This window comes from Streptomyces sp. 7N604 (assembly GCF_052245475.1).
Lineage (GTDB): Bacteria > Actinomycetota > Actinomycetes > Streptomycetales > Streptomycetaceae > Streptomyces.
In genome coordinates this window covers 21,517-38,456 of the sequence record NZ_JBQQBX010000050.1, presented here as the reverse complement: position 1 = coordinate 38,456, position 16,940 = coordinate 21,517, and the positions used below count along the sequence as shown (strand labels likewise).

Here is a 16,940-nt window from a genome sequence, read left to right as displayed (position 1 = left end):
TCCAGCTCCTCGGCGGCTACGGCTACACCCGCGACTACCCGGTCGAGCGCATGATGCGCGACGCCAAGATCACCCAGATCTACGAGGGCACCAACCAGGTCCAGCGCATCGTCATGGCCCGCAACCTGCCGTAGCCCGCCGCCTATACGACGAAGGGGCCCCGCCGACCGGATCGGCGGGGCCCCTTCGTCGTACGTCTTCGCTCAGCGGATCGAGCTGAGCGAGCTGATCGAGCAGGTCAGTCGCCGGAGACCGTGACCTTCTCGTCGTTCTTGAGCTCGTTCACCAGCTGCTTGAGCTTGGCCTTGTCCCAGACCAGGTTGCCGCCGGAGCTGCCAGAGATCGGCATGTTCATCGACTTGCCCTCGCCGCCCGTGACGCCCTTCATGGCAAAGAACATCTTGGCCAGGTCGAACAGGCTCATGTCCTTGTCGACGACGAGCGTGTCCAGGCCCGCGCCCATCGTCGGGTAGAGCTTGAAGGGGTTCAGCACGGTCGACGGAGTGGCGGTCTGGCTGGCCAGGGCCGAAAGGAACTTCTGCTGGTTCTTCGTGCGGTCCAGGTCGCCGCCGGTCAGGCCGTACCGCTGGCGTACGAACGCCAGGGACTGCTCGCCGTTGAGGGTGTGCTTGCCCGGCTCGAAGTTGGATCCGGACTTCTTGTCCTTCATCGTCTGCTTGATGTCGATCTCGACGCCGCCGACGGCGTCCACGATCTTGGCGAAGCCGCCGAAGCCGATCTCCGCGTAGTGGTCGATGTGCAGCCCGGTGTTGTACTCGACGGTGCGGACCAGCAGCTCCGGGCCGTCCTCCGCGTAGGCCGCGTTGAGCTTGGTGTGCCGGCCCTCGGCCGGGAACAGCTTGCCGGACTCCGAGCCCTTGAAGGACGGGATCTCCACGTCCGAGTCGCGCGGCAGCGAGATCATCGTGTCCCCGTTGCTGCCCACGTGCAGGATCATCATCGAGTCGGTGCGCTTGCCCTCGGCGGAGCCGGTGCGCAGCCTCTTCTTCTCCGCGGCGGACATGCCCTCACGGCTGTCGGAGCCGACGATCAGGTAGTTCGTGCCCGCGCCCGTCTCCGGCCGCTCGATGACCTTGGACAGGTCCACCTCGCGCTTCAGCTTGGAGTCGGCCCAGAAGTACGTGGCTATGGAGACGCCGAGGAAGACGATGACCAGCGTCAGCACAACGCGCTTGATGCGGCGGCGCCCGTTGGGGGCGGGGCGGTCATCCGGTCCGGGACTGAAAAAGTCATCGCCCCGGCCACCGCCGTAGACCTGGCCCCGGCTGTAGCCGTCGTCCGCATAGTCGTCGTAGTCGTCATAGCCCCGCTGGCCCGGGACGGCGCCCCGGTGCGGGGAGAGACCCGGCGGAAGCGGCGGCTCCGCCTGCGGCCCGCCACCGCCGTAGCCGCCACCCGAGCGCGGGCGCTGCACATGGCGCATGCTGCGCGCGGACTCGGGCCGGGCACTCGCGCTGCCGCGCCCGTAGCCGTCCCTGCCGTCGCCGGTCCATCCCTGGGGCCACTCGTTCATAGGGAGGAGTGTGCCTTCCGGGGCGACTGTCATACAGGGCGAGTGGCGAATCGCACCCCGCCTGTAGCAGACCTGATGCAAAGCTACGAGGCCGGGGTCACGGTTTATGGCCGCATAAGGTTGAGGGCATGACCGAACAGGCAGCGGCCCCGGAAGCAGAGATTCCGGGCAAGCCCACCTCCGCTTCGCGCACCACGCTCAGCCACATCATGACGGCGGCCGACACCAACCTCCTCGGCACCGTCCACGGCGGAGTGATCATGAAGCTGGTGGACGACGCGGCGGGTGCGGTCGCCGGGCGGCACTCGGGCGGGCCCGCGGTCACCGCCTCCATGGACGAGATGGTGTTCCTGGAGCCGGTCCACGTCGGCGACCTCGTGCATGTGAAGGCCCAGTGCAACTGGACCGGGCGCTCCTCCATGGAGATCGGGGTCCGGGTCATGGCCGAGCGCTGGAACGAGTCCACGCCCGCGAGCCAGGTCGGCAGCGCCTATCTCGTCTTCGCGGCGGTCGACGCGGACGGCAAGCCGCGGCCCGTACCGCAGGTGGTACCCGAGACCGAGCGGGACAAGCGGCGCTACCAGGAGGCCCAGATCCGGCGCACGCACCGCCTGGCCCGCCGCCGGGCGATCAAGGAACTGCGCGCGAAGCGGGCCGCCGAGGGCATCGGCGACTGAAGGGCCCAGTGCGGCTTCGCTTTCCCTAGTCGCAGATGACCTGGTCGCCCGTGACCGCCGTCACCGGGTCCTCGGGCCGCACCTTGCGCACCTGCCGGAAGTCCTCGCCGACCGTGACCCGTATCACCGGCCCGTTCCCGTACTCCGGTCGCAGCTCCGCGCCCGGCAGCGCGGCCGCGACCGTACGCGCCGAGCGGTCCCAGGCCGGGTCGTACGTGACGACCGTGCGGCGGGTGCCGACGCCGGCGTCGCCGGGGGAGCCCGTGGTGACGAACCCGGTGGCGCGCAGCGCCCGGGTCACGCGGTGCCCAAGCCCTGCCCGGTCCGTGCCGTTGTCCACCCGTACCCGGATCCGCTCGGGCGCCACGTCGACCAGAGCCGTGCGCTGCCGGCCCGGGCGGTGGGCGGCCACCGGCCGGTCCCCGCGCAGCGCGCGGAAGATCTTCCCGGCCTTCTCCCTGTCCCACATCACGGTCGAGCCGAGGCCCGGCACCGGATAGCTGGGGTCGGCGACCGGCACCGAGACGAACTCCGACGAGGACGGCTTGAAGTGCCGCATCGCCCGGCCCAGGTCCACCATCTCGTCCGTGCCGAAGCCGCGGTCCGCGCGCACCGAGCCGAGGAGGGTAGTCGCGACCCGGTTGAACTTCACCGGGTTGATGAGCACGCCGCCGTCGGCCACCCGGTGCACGAGCGCGGCGAGGAAGCGCTGCTGGCGCTGCATCCGGCCGAGGTCGGAGGCGCCGTCGATGTGCCGGGAGCGTACGTACTGCAGGGCCTCGCCGCCGTTCAGCCTGCTGGTGCCGACGGGCAGGTCGAGGCCGGTGTAGCGGTCCCGCATCGGCCGCACCGAGCAGATGTCGACCCCGCCGACGACGTCGACGGTCTTCATGAAGCTGACGAAGTCCACTTCGAGGTAGTGGTCGATGTGCAGGCCTGTCATCTCCTCGACGGTGCGCACGGTCAGCTGCGGACCGCCGTGTGCGTACGCGGCGTTGATCTTGCCGGGCCTGGCGGGGAGCCGCTCGCCGGTCGTCCGGTCGGTGTGCGCGGGCAGCTGGACGTACGAGTCGCGCGGGATGCTGAGGACGCTGGCCCGGCGCCGGTCGCCCGACAGGTGCACCAGCATGATCGTGTCGGTGCAGTGGCAGGGGGCGCCGCCGAGGTGGTACCGCTTCCGCTGCTGCTGGGTGAGCTTCTCCCTGCCGTCGGTGCCGACGAGCAGGAAGTTCTGCCCGTCGCTGCCCCTGGGGCGGTCGTTCAGCCCTTCGAAGGGATCGATCCGGCCGATGGCGGTGTCGAGCCCGGAGACCACCGCGTGCCCGCTGCCCGCGGCCGCCAGCAGGAGTGCGGAGAGGCAGGCCGCGCACCGCAGTCCCCAGCGGGGGCGGGATTTCGGGGTGCGGCGCGGGCGGCGAGTGCGGGGCTGCGACCGGGATGAGGGGGCCGGTGCGGTCACCAGTAGGACTCCTCCGCAGGGGCTGGGGGTACTTCCCCTGGCTTCGCCGGGGGGACCCCCGCCCAGGCGAAACTCTGGGAAGTGACCTGCGCCACGCTAGGGGCCGTTCGCTCCGGGTCCGAGGTCCCACGCCGCCCGCGGCCGGGCTGCACTCGGCCGCGTACAGCCGTGTCCTCCGTTCGCGGTAACGTGAGCTCCCGTACTGCAATCTCCCGGGGCGCACAGCTGTCGACAGTGGTTCCGCCACGGGCCGTACCCCCGAGGAAAACCCTTGCCCGCATCCCGATCGACGCCACCCGCGGTCTCCGTGATCATGCCGGTGCTCAACGAGGAACGGCATCTGCGCACTTCGGTCCGCCACATCCTGGAGCAGGAGTACGCGGGCGAGCTGGAGGTGGTGATCGCCCTCGGCCCGTCCACGGACCGTACGGACGAGATCGCCGCCGAGCTCGTACGGGAGGACGCGCGCGTGCACACGGTGCCGAACCCCACCGGCCGTACGCCCGCCGCCCTCAACGCGGCGATCAAGGCGTCCCGGCACCCGGTCGTGGTGCGCGTCGACGGGCACGGGATGCTCTCGCCCGACTACATCGCCACGGCTGTGCGGCTGCTGGACGAAACGGGCGCGCAGAACGTCGGCGGCATCATGCACGCCGAGGGCGAGAACGACTGGGAGCGGGCCGTCGCCGCCGCCATGACCTCGAAGATCGGCGTGGGCAACGCGGCCTTCCACACCGGCGGCGAGGCGGGCCCCGCAGAGACCGTGTACCTGGGCGTCTTCCGGCGCGAGGCGCTGGAGCAGCAGGGCGGCTACAACGAGGAATTCATCCGCGCCCAGGACTGGGAGCTGAACTTCCGGATCCGCGAGGCGGGCGGTCTGATCTGGTTCTCGCCCGAGCTGAAGGTGTCCTACCGGCCGCGGCCGACCGTGCGCGCCCTCGCCAAGCAGTACAAGGACTACGGGCGTTGGCGGCACGTCGTCGCCCGCTACCACGAGGGCTCGATCAACCTCCGCTACCTCGCCCCGCCGACCGCGCTGGCCGCCATAACCGCGGGCCTGGTGGTGGGCGCGGCGGTCACGCCGTGGGCGTTCGCCGTCCCGGCCGGCTACCTCGCGGCGATCGCCGCGGGCTCGGTCCCGGCGGGCCGGGGCCTGCCGGTGAAGGCGCGGCTGCGGATCCCGGTGGCCCTCGTCACGATGCACATGTCGTGGGGCTGGGGCTTCCTGACCAGCCCGCGGTCCCTGGCGAAGAAGGTCATCGCCAGCCGCCGCCCGGCGGTACTGGCCCGCTAGCGGGCCGTGGCCGCGCGGGGCGCCCGGGGCCGGTCGCCCCACCCCGCTGGGCGCGGGGCGGTGGCGACCAGCGGGGCCGCCGCTACCAGACGTTCGCCGGGTTCACCTTCATGCAGGCCGACTTGTCGTCGCCGTTGAGCGCGTCCGCGCTGTCCGGCGCCTTGTTGTCGTCCTTGCCCCCGGACCCCGCCGACTTCGGATAGGCCGTACCGTCCCGCCAGTCCGCGCCGATCACGAGAGTGATCCCCGTCACCGACGAGGAGTGCCGGACCGCGCTCTCGGGCAGGCCGAGCGCCTTGGCCACCGCGAGCGCGTCACCGCGCAGCGACTCCTCCGGGTACGAAACCGTGGTGTCCGCCCGTGACTTGGGGGTCGTGTCGGTGGCGGCCTGGGTGAAGCCGAGCTGGGAGAGCCGGTCGGCGATGAGGGCTGCGCGGCCGGTCACGGGGGCCTGCGTCGCGGTACCCGTACCGTTCTGGACGGTGACCGGGATCTCGGCCTTCGGCGCGGCAGGGTCGCTGGGCTTCGGGCTCTTCTTCGCGGCCTTCTTCTTGTCCTTGCCGTCGAGGGCAGTGTCGTTGCGCACCATCGAGAAGACTTTTTCCGCATCGCCCGGCTTCGGGATGATGTGCGCGGCATTGTCGGGGTCGGGCACCCAGGGCATGGTCGCCATGGTGATCCGTCCCGTCGGCACCCGCTTGAGGTCGTTGCCGAGGTCGTAGAGCTTCTTCACCGTGCCGAGGCCCTTGTCGACGGTGAGCGCCTTGGTCGCCGCCTCGGCGAGCCCGTTGAGCTTCCCCGGATCGGTGAGCTTCGTACCCGCCTTGAGCTGCCGGACCATCGCGTTCATGTACATGTGCTGGGCCTTGGCCCGGCCGATGTCGCTGCCGTCCTCGAAGCCGTGCCGGGTGCGCAGCCACTGCAGGGCCTGCTCGCCCTTGATGACCGACTCGCCCTTCCTGAGCCGCAGCCCGGACTTGGAGTCGTACACGTTGTTGTCGACGCAGACCGGGACGCCGCCGACCGCGTCGGCCATGTCCACCACACCCGCGAAGTCGATCATCATGAAGTGGTCGACCGGGATGCCGGTCAGCTCCTCCCAGGTGGCGACCGAGCAGCCCGGACCGCCGTTCTGGAGGCTGGAGTTGATGGTCGCGCTCTTCTCCGGGTAGACCGCGCCGTCGTCGGTGTCGGTGCACTTGGGGATGGTCACCCGGGTGTCGCGCGGCACGCTGATCACCGACATGTTGCTGCGGTCGGCGGAGACGTGCAGCAGCATCTGCACATCGGCGAGGGGCTTACGGTCCCGGTCGGCCCTGGCCCCGCCGAGCCGCACGTTCTCCTTGGAGCTACGGCTGTCGGAGCCGAGGAGCAGGATGTTCAGCGGGGTCTGGCCCGCGGCGTTCGGCGAGCTCTTGTCGAGCTTGCTGTCCCCGAGGTTGAGGTCGTCCTTGCCGAGATTGCCATTGAGGTGCATGTAGTAGAGGTATCCGGCGCCCGCCGTGCCGAGTATCAGCAGCGACACCACGGTGGCGAACCAGCGCAGTATCCGGCGCTTGCCGCGCGGAGCGCCACGCTCGCCGCGCTGCTTGGGCCCGCCGCGGCGGAGACCGCTGCCGCCGGGCGAAGGCTCCCGCGCGCCGGGGTCCCTCCCGTACAGGCTGTCGTCCCAGCCCAGGTCCTGCGCCTCGGGGGCGCTGCCGCGCGCCCTGGGTACGCGAACGCTGTCCTGCCGCATCGGGCCTCCCCCGTTCATACGGTCTTGCTCTAACGGACGGCCCGAAGAGCGGGCGGGTTTACTTTGCGCAGACCTGTTTGTCCGCGTTGACCTTCTGGACCTCTTCCGGCGCCTTCGCCGGACCGGTCAGCGGCGTGCCCGCTCCCTTGAAGTCCGCGCCGAGGGTGAGCGTCATGGCGGCCTTCGGCTCGGCGTCCTCGGTGCCCGGCTTCAGTGCGGACGCGGGCAGGCCCATCATGTCCGCGAGCCGGCGCGCCTGGTCAGCCTGGTTCGGCGCGTAGGTCAGTGTGGTCTTCTTCTGTTTCGGTCCTGTTGCGTTTCCGCCATTGCTCGACTTCAGCACGTTCTCGCTGTTCTGCAGCCAGTCGACGGTGTCCTGCGCGGCCCCGAACGGCCCCCCGCCGTTGAGGACCTCGACCCGCACCTCCCAAGGATCGGCCTTCGGGCCCTTCAGCTTGGCCTGCTCCTTGGCCTTCGCCTGCTTCTTCACCTCGGTGAGCGAGGTGTCCTCCTGGATCATGGAGAAGAGCTGCTGGGCCGGTTTCTCGTTGAGCACGACCGTGCTCGGGACGTTCTCCGCCGGGTTGTCGAGCACGGGGATGGTCGCGAACGAGATGTTCTTGGTGTTGACCCGGCCGATGTCCTGGGCGAGCTTCCGCAGATCGTTGAGGTCGGCTATGCGCGAGTCGACCGTCAGGGCCTTGGTGGCGGCCTCGGCCAGGTCGAGCAGCTTGCCCGGGTCGGTCAGGGTGTCGTTGGACTTCATCTTCCGGATCATCGAGCTGAGGAACTGCTGCTGGATCTCGATCCGGCTCAAGTCGCCGCCGAGGCCGACGGAGTGGCGGGTCCGTACGAAGGCCAGGGCCTGCTCGCCCTGGACGGTGTGGTGGCCCTTGGAGAGCTTCAGGTGGGAGTCCGGGTCGTTGATGTCCTTGCCCAGGCACACGTCGACGCCACCGACCGCGGAGGACAGCGTCTTCACCGCGTTGAAGTCGGCCATCATGAAGTGGTGCACCGGCAGGCCGGTCAGCTTCTTGACCGTGCGCATGGTGCAGCCCGGGTCGCGGCCATCCTGGCCGAGGCTGTTGTTGAACCGGGTCTGCGGTGTGCCGGGAATGTTCTTGGTCGACCCGTCCTCCTGCTTGGTCTCGCAGTCGGGGATGTCGGTGATGAGGTCGCGCGGGATGCTCAGGGCCGTGGCGTTGCTGCGGTCCTTCGAGACGTGGAAGAGGATCGTGGTGTCGGCGTGGCCGACGCTGCCCCTGTCCCCGTAGCCCTCGTTGCCCTTGCCGGTACGGACGTCGGTGCCGATGACGAGAACGTTCAGCGGTCCGTCGCTGGCTGCTCCCGCGTCCCCCACGTCGACCTTGCTGATATTGCCGTTGAGGTGCTGGTACAGGTAAACGGCCCCGGCGGTCCCGGCGATGAGCACGACGGCCATCACGCCCCCGGTCCAGTACAGCGCCTTCTTCCTGCCCGACGCCTTGGGCTTGGGCCTGCGGCGGCTGGGCTGGGCGCCGCGCCGGCCGCGCTGCGGGGGGACGGCCCTGCGGCGGCGCGTGGGCTCCTCGGGCGGGGCCTCGGTCCCCGAGACGGCCGTCGTCCGCCGTGACGCAGCTCTGCGCTGCGTGGGAGCAGACGGCTGCTCAGCGGAATGACCCAGTCGCAGCTCGTAGTCGCCGGTGTCCGGGTTGAACACCCACTGGTCCGCGGGGTCGATGTCGCCCGCCCGCCCACGTCCTTGCGCGTCCACGGTTGCCTGCATCCTCCGTCGGTGACACGGGATCGCTCACACTATCCGCCCAGTTCAGCGCCAAGCCACGCCGGTGACAAATTCCCCTCCCCTACAACTGGGCAATACACCCGATACCTTCGAGTCGGACCGCGCCCCTTTTGTGCCGTTTATGCACACATGCCGTTTGCGGCCGTCGTTCCTTTGTACGTGGGTGCCTGGCCGGTTGGTTCACCGCTCGGCTCGGCCGCGTCGGGCTTTCGGTCCCTGCCCATCGCCTCCGGCTCGTTGTCCGGCGGCGCCGTGCCCTCGGCCTCGGCCTCCCGGGGCTCGGCGGACACGGTCACGCCGAGGTCGTTGCGCAGCAGGTTGAACAGCTGGGCCGCGTCGGGTTGTACGAGTTCGTCCCGATTCGCGTTGAGCGAGTACGGGCGCCGCGGGACGGTCAGGAACTGCACCTTCTCCGTGGGAATGCCGCGCAGACTGCGCACCAGCTCGTACAGCTCCCGCAGCGAGTCCAGGCCGGAGTCCGTGGTGAGCGAGGAGGTCGCGGCGTCCAGCACCGGGTAGAGCCGGGTCGGGTTGAGCAGGACGCCGTTGCTCTGCACCTTCTTCACCAGCGCGCCGAGGAACTGCTGTTGCCGGCCCATCCGCTCGGTGTCGCTGCCGTTGCCCAGGCTGTAGCGGGCGCGTACGTACCCCAGCGCCTGCTCGCCGTTCAGCTTCTGCCGGCCCGCGGGCAGTTCGAGATGTGCCTCTTCGTCCTTTATCGGCTCCTTCAGGCAGACCTCCACGCCGTGCACCGCGTTCACCATCCGCTTGAAACCGGTGAAGTCCACGATCATGTGGTGGTCGATGCGGATGCCGGTGAGGTTCTCGACCGTGCGGATCGTGCAGGCCGCGCCGCCCTGCTCGAACGCCGAGTTGAACTGGGCGAACCGCGCCTGGCTCTCCTGCCCGCCCGGCTTGCGGCAGCGCGGCACGTCCGTCATCAGGTCGCGAGGGATGCTCACCGCCGTGGCGCTCTTCCGGTCGGCCGCGAGGTGCAGCAGGATCGCGGTGTCCGAGCGCTGGGTGCCGCTGTCCCTGCCGTACGCGGCGTTCTTGTCGGCGCGGCTGTCGGAGCCGATGAGCAGGATGTTCTCGGCGTCGTGCACCAACGCGGCGGGCCGCTCGGCCTCGTACCGCTTCAGCTCGGCGGCCGTGCCCGTGTCGGTCGTGATGTTGCCCTCGAGCTTCTGGTAGAGCATCCAGCCCGCCCCGGCCGCCGCCAGGACCACCACGGAAGCGCCCAGCGCCCCCCAGCGCAGCCAGTGCCTTCTGCGACCGTGCTCGGAAGAGCTCTCGGATCCGTCATCCTCCGGGCCGTCGGGCGTGCCAGCGCTCTCGGTCACGTGTGCGTCCATCTCTCATGGAGTCAGGCGGCGTCACGCCGCGCGGGTCCCCTCCCCGGGTCATAAGGAGCAGACCGCCGAACCCCTCGCATGGTTGTACGTACGCCATCATCGCGCCGACCCCGTAAAAGACCCGTCAGATCGCGGTCACGGTGACCCGTTCGCTCTCCCGCCGCTGGTCGAGTGCCTCGGCGCCGATCTGTTCGAGGTGGCGGCACAGCACCACGGAGCCGCCGGACGCCAGCGGGGCCAGCAGTCCGGCAGAGAGCCCGTCCCAGGTGTCGTACGGCAGGCCGGACAGCAGCCGGGACACGGGGGTGAGGCCGCGGGCCGCCGCGTCGGCGCGCGCCCGCTCCACCACCTCGGCACCCGTGAGCTGCTCGCCGCCCGCGAAGGCCAGCGCGGGCGCGTCCGGGTCCACCGGGGCGTACGGCGCGAAGCGGTCGCCCTGGCTCGGCACCTCGACGGCGTAGTCGAGGAAGCCCTGCGGGACCTGCGGGAAGCGGACACCCAGCGGGCGCAGGCTGAGCGCCACGCGCTCGCCGCCGCAGGCCCGCGCCCTCTCCAGCGTGTCCGGGTCGGGGCCGCTGACGACCAGGTCGGCCGGCGCGGGGTCCCCTCCGAGGTCCGCGACGACTCCGGTGGAGGAGCAGGCGAGCACCCAGACCGCCGTCTGCCAGTGGGCGGGCAGCAGCAGCGCCAGCCGGTCGCCGGGCTCGGCGGCGAGGTCGCCCTGCAGCAGGTTGGCGGTCTTCGCCACCCAATTGGCGAAGGTGGCCACGGAGAGTTCGACGCGTTCCCCGGTTGCGTCGTCGTAGAAGGTGACCAGGGGGCGGGCCGGGTCCGCGGCGAGTGCGGATCGCAGCAGGTCGGCAGGGGTGCGGTCGGTGGCATTCACCCGCGCAAGCGTACGCGTCCGGGCCGCGCTGGGCCGGGCGGGTGTACACCTTTGGGGCACCGGTTCGGCCGACTGACCGTCATGTCACGAATAGACATAGATGTCGTAGCAAGGTCACGATCGTATTTATGCGTGCACTTCTTGCTTCCTCGATCGGCGTGGCCTGCACGGCCGCACTCGCGCTTCCGCTTGCCCTGCCCTCCGGAGCGACCGCCGCACACCCCAACCCCGCCGCCCCCACCCCCCAAGTCTCCGGCAGCACCCAGTCGCTGCCGCTCGAACCGCTGAAGACCTCCGCCCGCGCCGTACCCCGGCGTTCCGCCGCGGCAGGACTCGCCGCACGGGACGTCAAACCCTTCTCCCTCGTCGGCATCGTCTGGGACGACGCCGCCACCGAATTCCACGGCCGGGCCCAGGTCCGTACCCGAAACGCCGGTACGGGCAAGTGGTCGCCCTGGCAGGACATCCAGACCCACAACGACGACCTGCCCGACCCCGGCTCGCCCGACCGGCGGTCCGGGCGGGCGCGCGGCAGCACCGCCCCGCTGTGGGTCGGCGACTCCATCGGCGTACAGGTACGGGCTCTGGCCGAGGGTTCACACGGTCGGACCAGCCCCGGCGGACTTCCGCGCGGCCTGCGCATCGAACTCGTCAACCCCGGTGACGATCCCGAGGACGAGAACCCCAAGAGCCGGACCTCCTTGTCCCCCGAGGAGTCCGCGAGCTCCGCAGTCAACGCCGAGTTCGCCCCGCTGGGCGCCGCCGAGATCACAGCCCTCGGCAAGGAGGCGACGGCTGCGGAAGCGGATGAGGTGACGGGTTCCGGCGGCTCCGCTGCGGCCCGGCCGTACATCGGCCCGCGGCCGCGCATCGTCACCCGGGCGGGCTGGGGCGCCGACGAGAAGCTGCGCGAGCGGCAGTTCCTCTACACCAAGACGGTCAAGGCCGCCTTCGTCCACCACAGCGCGACCGGAAACAACTACACCTGCAGGCAGGTCCCGTCGATCCTGCGCGGCATCTACCGCTTCCACGTCAAGAGCAGCGGCTGGCGCGACTTCGGCTACAACTTCGTGGTCGACAAGTGCGGAACCATCTACGAGGGGCGCGCCGGTGGCGTGGCCAGACCCGTCATGGGCGCACACACGCTCGGTTTCAACACCAACAGCATGGGCATCGCCGTTCTCGGGACGTATTCGAGATCCGAGCCGCCGACCGCCGCGGTCGGCGCCGTCGCCCGCCTCACCGCCTGGAAACTCGGGCTGTTCGGCATCAATCCACGCGGCAAGGTCACACTCGTCTCGGGCGGGAGCAACAAGTACAGAAAGGGAGCCAACGTCCAGCTCAACGTCATCTCCGGACACCGGGACGGATTCGTCACGGACTGCCCGGGAGCCCGCCTCTACGGCAAGCTGGGCGCGGCGCGTTGGTCCTCGGCCAAGCTCCAGGGACGCTGAGCCGCTGAGCCGTCGGCACGCTGAGCCGCCGATGCCGGGGCCGCGTCCGTGGGGGCTTGCGTCAGTCCACGTCGGCCGTCCGCCGTCTGCATACACTGGCCGCCGACCACGACCGGCCCCGGCAGGAAGCAGAGAAGACAAGGTGACAGAAGCGATCCTCCTGGTGGGCGGCAAGGGTACGCGGCTGCGCCCGCTGACGGTGCACACGCCCAAACCCATGGTCCCGGCGGCCGGCGTGCCGTTTCTCACCCACCAGTTGGCGCGCGCCAGGGCGGCCGGTGTCGAGCACATCGTGCTCGCCACGTCGTACCTCGCCGAGGTGTTCGAGCCGTACTTCGGCGACGGCTCCTCGCTCGGGCTGCACCTGGAGTACGTCACCGAGCGGGAGCCGCTCGGCACGGGCGGCGCGATCCGCAACGTCGCCTCGCACCTCCACTCGGGCCCCGACGAGCCGGTGCTCATCTTCAACGGCGACATCCTCACGGGACTCGACATCCGCGCCCTGGTCGACACCCACGCGTCCTGCGGCGCGGACGTCTCGCTGCACCTGACGCGCGTCGAGGACCCGCGTGCCTTCGGCCTCGTACCGACCGACGACGACGGCCGGGTCACGGCCTTCCTGGAGAAGCCGCAGACGCCCGAGGAGATCGTCACCGACCAGATCAACGCGGGCGCGTACGTCTTCAACCGCTCCGTCATCGACGCGATCCCGGCCGGTCGCCCCGTCTCCGTCGAGCGCGAGACCTTCCCCGGACTGCTCGCCTCGGGCGCCCACCTCCAGGGCATGGTCGACTCCACGTACTGGCTCGACCTCGGCACCCCGCAGGCCTTCGTCCGCGGCTCGGCCGACCTCGTCCTCGGCCGCGCGCCGTCGCCCGCGGTCCCGGGCCGCTGCGGCGACCGGCTCGTCCTCGACGGCGCGGAGGTGGCGAGCGACGCGAAGCTGACCGGCGGCACGGTGGTCGGCGCGGGCGCCGTCATCGGCGAGGGCGCGCGGATCGAGGGCAGCACGGTCCTGGAAGGCGCGGTCGTCGAACCCGGCGCGCAGATCCACGACTCCCTCATCGGAGCGCGCGCCCACATCGGCGCCCGTACGGTTCTGGCGGGCGCGGTGATCGGCGACGGGGCCGTGATCGGCGCGGACAACGAGCTGCGGGACGGTGTGCGGGTCTGGTGCGGGGCGCGGATCGCCGAGCGGTCGATCCGCTTCTCGTCGGACGAGTAGCGGGTCGCGGGTCGTCTCGTCGGCGGCTGTCCGCCATCCCGTGGAATGCGCTCAGAAGCGATGTTTGCGCACGTCAGAGCCTCGAACGGCTCGCTAAGTCACCGGCATTGGCCCTAGGCTCGTAGGCGACTGGAGGAAGGCCCCCGTGAACCGACGAGCCCATCGCGCGACCCGGACCGCCGTGCGCGGCGGGGCCTCGCAGGTGCCCGCGGCTGTTCCGCGGCCGCGGCAGACGCCGACCGCGTCCCGGTGCCGACGCTGGACGCCGCCGGGCGCCCTCGACCTCGGCCTGACGGTCGGTCCGCTGCGCCGCGGCCCCGGCGACCCGGCCTTCCGCGTCACGCCCGACGGCTCGGTCTGGCGGGCGAGCCGTACGCCTGCGGGGCCCGGCACCCTGCGCCTGGCCGTCCGCTGCGGGGAGGTCGAGGCGGAGGCCTGGGGGCCGGGCGGCGACTGGATGCTCGACCGCCTGCCCACGCTGCTCGGCGTTGACGACGACCCGTCGGCCCTCACCCCGCGCCACCGCCTGGTGCACGAGATGCAGCGCCGCTGCCCCGGCCTTCGGCTCACCCGCACCGGCCTGGTCCTCGAATCCCTCGTGCCGGCGATCCTGGAGCAGAAGGTCACGAGCGACGAGGCGTACCGCGCGTGGCGGCTGCTCCTCCAGCGCCACGGCGAGCCCGCCCCGGGCCCGCTCGACCGGCTGTACGTGATGCCCGACGCGCGCGGCCTGGCCATGCTCCCGTCCTGGGAGTGGCACCGCGCGGGCGTCGACGGCAAGCGCGCGGCGACGATCGTCCGCGCCGCGCGCGTGGCCCGCCGCCTCGAGGAGGCCACGGCCATGAACCTCCCCGACGCCCTGGCACGGCTCCAGTTGATCCCGGGCATCGGCCCCTGGACGGCCGCCGAGACGCTCCAGCGCAGCAACGGCGCCGCCGACGCGATCACGGTCGGCGACCTGCACGTGCCGAAGATCGTCGGCTACGCGCTGACGGGTGAGCGCGGTGCGGACGACGAACGGATGCTGGAGCTGCTGGCCCCGTACGCCGAGCAGGGCGACGGCCAGCGCCACCGCGCCTGCCGCCTGATCCTCCTGTCCGGCCGCACCCCACCCCGCCGCGCCCCACGCTTCGCGCCGAAGGACATCAGCGTCCTGTAGCCGAGACGACGGTCAGCCGCCGCCCCCCACAGCGGGAGGCGCTACCGAACCTCCACGAACGCGTCGGCATTCCGCGCGGCCCGCGCCTTCGGCGCAGCGGCCGGATGCCCGACCGCCACCGCCCCCATCGGATCCCAGTCGCCGGGAAGCCCCAGCACCTCCCGCACCACATCGCGGCAGAACATCGTCGACGACACCCACGCCGAGCCCAGCCGCTCGCCCGCCAGCGCAACCAGCAGGTTCTGCACCCCGGCTCCCGCCGTGACCACGAACATCTCCCGCTCGGCCGCGTTGCGCCGCTCGTCGCGATACGTGTGCGAGCCGTCCATGACCAGACACGGCACCACCAGATACGGCGCGTTCCGCAGCACATCGCCCCGGCGCACCCGCTTCGCGATGTTCTCCTCCGAGAAGCCGTCCCCGCGCAGGTCCGCGACCCACGCGTCCCGCATCGCGTCGAGCAGCCGCTCCCGCGACTCCGGCGACTCCAGCAGGACGAACCGCCACGGCGTCGTGTGGTGCGGCGCGGGCGCCGTCACCGCGGCCGCGACCGCGCGCCGTACCGCGGCCGCGTCCACCGGCTCGTCCGTGAACTCCCGGACCGTACGCCGCAGTGTCACCGCTTCCCGTACGGCCTCCGAGGTTCCGAGCCGGAACATGTCGTCCGCGGGGGTGCGCACCACGGCCCGCGCGCCCTGGGCGTCCTCCTCCACGAGGTGCGGCAGGCCGCGCAACACAGCGACCGGCAGCCCCGCGGCCTTGCCCTTCACCAGGTCCCCGGCCGCGGCCAGCTCGTCGGCGGTCGCGACGACGGTCGCGCTCAGCGGATTGCCGTGCGCGTCCGTTCCGCCCCGCAGGTCGTCGAGCACGCGCACCCCCGACGCGCCGATGGCGACGTCCGTCAGCCCGTTGCGCCAGGGCCGCCCGAACGTGTCCGTGACCACGACCCCGACGTCCACGCCGAGCGCGTCCCGTACGCCGTCCCGGATCCGCCGCGCCGACTCGTCCGGGTCCTCCGGCAGCAACAGCACGGTCCCCGCAGGGGTGTTGGACGCGTCGACCCCGGCCGCCGCCATGACGAAGCCGTGCCGGGTCTCGACGATCCGCAGCGGCCCGCGCCGCGCCACGACCCGTACGGCCTCGGCGTCGATCGCCGCCTCGCGGTCCCGGGCCTCGACGATCCGCCCCTCCGCCTTGCTGACGATCTTCGAGGTGACGAGCAGGACGTCGCCGTGCGCCAGCCCGGGCAGGCCGTGCGCGGTGGCCGCGTCGGCGATGAGCTTGGCCAGGTCGTCCCCGGACGCCACCTCAGGGAACCCGGGCAGCGCCCACACCTGATACGACGGCACGTCCGCCGCACCAACCCCCGTCACGCCCGTACCTCCTCGGCGAGCGCGAGCGCCTCGGCCGCCATCCGGGCCGCGGCCTCGACGTCCGTCATCATCAGCGGTACGGCCCGGCAGCGGATGCCCGCCGACTCGACCTCGTCCACGGCGCCGGCGTCCACCGTGTCGACGAGCCAGCCGTCGAGCAGCCCGGACCCGTAGTGCTGGGCGACGGCGGCGGCCGTCGCCTCGACCCCCACCGCGGCGAGCACCTTGTCGGCCATGCCCCGCACGGGGGCGTTCCCGACGATGGGGGAGAGGCCCACGACCGGCACCCCGGCGTCGGCGATGGCCTCGCGGATGCCGGGTACGGCGAGGATGGTCCCGATGCTGACGACCGGGTTGGACGGCGGGAAGAGGACGACATCCGCGTCGGCGATGGCCTCGAGCACGCCGGGGGCGGGCTTGGCCTGGTCCGCGCCGACGGGCACGACCGCGTGCGCGGGCACGGACGCGCGCAGCCGCACCCAGTACTCCTGGAAGTGGATGGCCTTGCGCTCGCCCGGGCCCTCGGCGGAGCCGCTGTCGGGCAGAGTGACGGCCACGTGAGTCTCGACGCGGTCGTCCGTCATCGGCAGCAGCCGCACCCCCGGCTGCCAGCGCGCGCACAGCGCCTCGGTGACCGCGCTGAGCGGATAGCCCGCGCCGATCATCTGCGTACGGACGATGTGCGTCGCGAAGTCGCGGTCGCCGAGCCCGAACCACTCGGGGCCGACGCCGTAGGCCGCGAGCTCTTCCTTCACGGTGAAGGTCTCGTCGGCGCGCCCCCAGCCCTGTTCCTCGTGAATGCCGCCGCCGAGCGTGTACATCACGGTGTCGAGGTCGGGGCAGACCTTGAGCCCGAAGAGATGGATGTCGTCACCGGTGTTGCCGATGACCGTGATGTCCGCGTCCCCGGCGGCCGACTTGAGACCGCGGAGGAAGCGGGCGCCGCCGATGCCGCCGGCCAGAACCACAATGCGCATGGGGACAGTCTGTCAGCCGAAGGCTT

Annotated in this window: 14 protein-coding genes; 6 read left to right on the top strand and 8 right to left on the bottom strand. The window is 71.4% G+C overall.

The window, feature by feature from the left end; translation table 11 throughout:
* The coding region (locus tag ACTWP8_RS35405; RefSeq protein ID WP_443326181.1) for an acyl-CoA dehydrogenase family protein at window positions 1-134 on the top strand (134 nt) is incomplete at its 5' end.
* 104 nt (window positions 135-238) lie between these two features.
* Here ACTWP8_RS35405 and ACTWP8_RS35400 read toward each other — a convergent pair.
* Entirely contained in the window at window positions 239-1,534 is a 1,296-nt protein-coding gene (locus ACTWP8_RS35400) for an LCP family protein (RefSeq protein WP_443326180.1), read from the bottom strand.
* Window positions 1,535-1,662: 128 nt separating this feature from the next.
* On the opposite strand from ACTWP8_RS35400, the gene ACTWP8_RS35395 reads away from it, so the two are divergent.
* Window positions 1,663-2,211, top strand: coding sequence for an acyl-CoA thioesterase (locus ACTWP8_RS35395; RefSeq protein ID WP_443313968.1), 549 nt, complete (start codon window positions 1,663-1,665; stop codon window positions 2,209-2,211).
* A 25-nt stretch (window positions 2,212-2,236) separates the two neighbouring features.
* Here the strand turns inward: ACTWP8_RS35395 and ACTWP8_RS35390 are convergent, their stop codons facing one another.
* Window positions 2,237-3,670 (bottom strand): LCP family protein, encoded by a 1,434-nt coding sequence (locus tag ACTWP8_RS35390; RefSeq protein ID WP_443326179.1) that lies wholly within the window; start codon window positions 3,668-3,670, stop codon window positions 2,237-2,239.
* A gap of 271 nt (window positions 3,671-3,941) precedes the next feature.
* On the opposite strand from ACTWP8_RS35390, the gene ACTWP8_RS35385 reads away from it, so the two are divergent.
* Window positions 3,942-4,964 (top strand): glycosyltransferase family 2 protein, encoded by a 1,023-nt coding sequence (locus tag ACTWP8_RS35385; protein ID WP_443326178.1) that lies wholly within the window; start codon window positions 3,942-3,944, stop codon window positions 4,962-4,964.
* Window positions 4,965-5,046: 82 nt separating this feature from the next.
* Here ACTWP8_RS35385 and ACTWP8_RS35380 read toward each other — a convergent pair whose 3' ends face one another.
* From ACTWP8_RS35380 to ACTWP8_RS35365, 4 genes are all read right to left on the bottom strand, one after another.
* Window positions 5,047-6,702: an LCP family protein gene (locus ACTWP8_RS35380; RefSeq protein ID WP_443326177.1), complete on the bottom strand. Its 1,656-nt coding sequence runs from the start codon at window positions 6,700-6,702 to the stop codon at window positions 5,047-5,049.
* 58 nt (window positions 6,703-6,760) lie between these two features.
* Window positions 6,761-8,455, bottom strand: a complete 1,695-nt coding sequence (locus ACTWP8_RS35375) for an LCP family glycopolymer transferase (RefSeq protein WP_443326176.1) — start codon at window positions 8,453-8,455, stop codon at window positions 6,761-6,763.
* Between the two features lie 149 nt (window positions 8,456-8,604).
* A complete protein-coding gene (locus ACTWP8_RS35370; RefSeq protein WP_443326175.1) occupies window positions 8,605-9,828 on the bottom strand; it encodes an LCP family glycopolymer transferase in 1,224 nt (407 codons plus the stop codon).
* A 136-nt stretch (window positions 9,829-9,964) separates the two neighbouring features.
* Window positions 9,965-10,726 (bottom strand): TIGR03089 family protein, encoded by a 762-nt coding sequence (locus tag ACTWP8_RS35365; RefSeq protein ID WP_443326174.1) that lies wholly within the window; start codon window positions 10,724-10,726, stop codon window positions 9,965-9,967.
* 128 nt (window positions 10,727-10,854) lie between these two features.
* Between ACTWP8_RS35365 and ACTWP8_RS35360 the strand changes: the two genes are divergently transcribed.
* The 3 genes from ACTWP8_RS35360 to ACTWP8_RS35350 all read left to right on the top strand — a co-directional run bounded on the left by ACTWP8_RS35360 (window position 10,855) and on the right by ACTWP8_RS35350 (window position 14,564).
* Window positions 10,855-12,180, top strand: coding sequence for a peptidoglycan recognition protein family protein (locus ACTWP8_RS35360; RefSeq protein ID WP_443326173.1), 1,326 nt, complete (start codon window positions 10,855-10,857; stop codon window positions 12,178-12,180).
* A gap of 142 nt (window positions 12,181-12,322) precedes the next feature.
* The gene (locus tag ACTWP8_RS35355) at window positions 12,323-13,405 is read left to right on the top strand and encodes a sugar phosphate nucleotidyltransferase (protein ID WP_443326172.1); all 1,083 of its coding nucleotides are present in this window, start codon (window positions 12,323-12,325) and stop codon (window positions 13,403-13,405) included.
* 145 nt (window positions 13,406-13,550) lie between these two features.
* Complete coding sequence (locus tag ACTWP8_RS35350; protein WP_443326171.1) at window positions 13,551-14,564, top strand: DNA-3-methyladenine glycosylase family protein; 1,014 nt, start codon at window positions 13,551-13,553, stop codon at window positions 14,562-14,564.
* 41 nt (window positions 14,565-14,605) lie between these two features.
* Here the strand turns inward: ACTWP8_RS35350 and ACTWP8_RS35345 are convergent, their stop codons facing one another.
* Both ACTWP8_RS35345 and cofD read right to left on the bottom strand, forming a co-directional pair.
* Window positions 14,606-15,937 carry a coenzyme F420-0:L-glutamate ligase gene (locus ACTWP8_RS35345; RefSeq protein WP_443326170.1) on the bottom strand — a complete coding sequence of 444 codons (1,332 nt, stop codon included), beginning with the start codon at window positions 15,935-15,937 and terminating at the stop codon, window positions 14,606-14,608.
* On the bottom strand, window positions 15,934-16,914 hold the full coding sequence (gene cofD / locus ACTWP8_RS35340) for a 2-phospho-L-lactate transferase (RefSeq protein WP_443326169.1): 981 nt from the start codon (window positions 16,912-16,914) through the stop codon (window positions 15,934-15,936). The genes ACTWP8_RS35345 and cofD overlap by 4 nt, the downstream gene beginning before the upstream one ends.
* Window positions 16,915-16,940: the final 26 nt, after the last annotated feature.

Excerpts from the sequence above, each read along its gene's own strand:
- cofD (WP_443326169.1), bottom strand. The coding sequence starts at position 16,914 with ATGCGCATTGTGGTTCTGGCCGGCGGCATCGGCGGCGCCCGCTTCCTC.
- ACTWP8_RS35360 (WP_443326173.1), top strand. The coding sequence starts at position 10,855 with ATGCGTGCACTTCTTGCTTCCTCGATCGGCGTGGCCTGCACGGCCGCA.
- ACTWP8_RS35400 (WP_443326180.1), bottom strand. The coding sequence starts at position 1,534 with ATGAACGAGTGGCCCCAGGGATGGACCGGCGACGGCAGGGACGGCTAC.
- ACTWP8_RS35380 (WP_443326177.1), bottom strand. The coding sequence starts at position 6,702 with ATGCGGCAGGACAGCGTTCGCGTACCCAGGGCGCGCGGCAGCGCCCCC.
- ACTWP8_RS35395 (WP_443313968.1), top strand. The coding sequence starts at position 1,663 with ATGACCGAACAGGCAGCGGCCCCGGAAGCAGAGATTCCGGGCAAGCCC.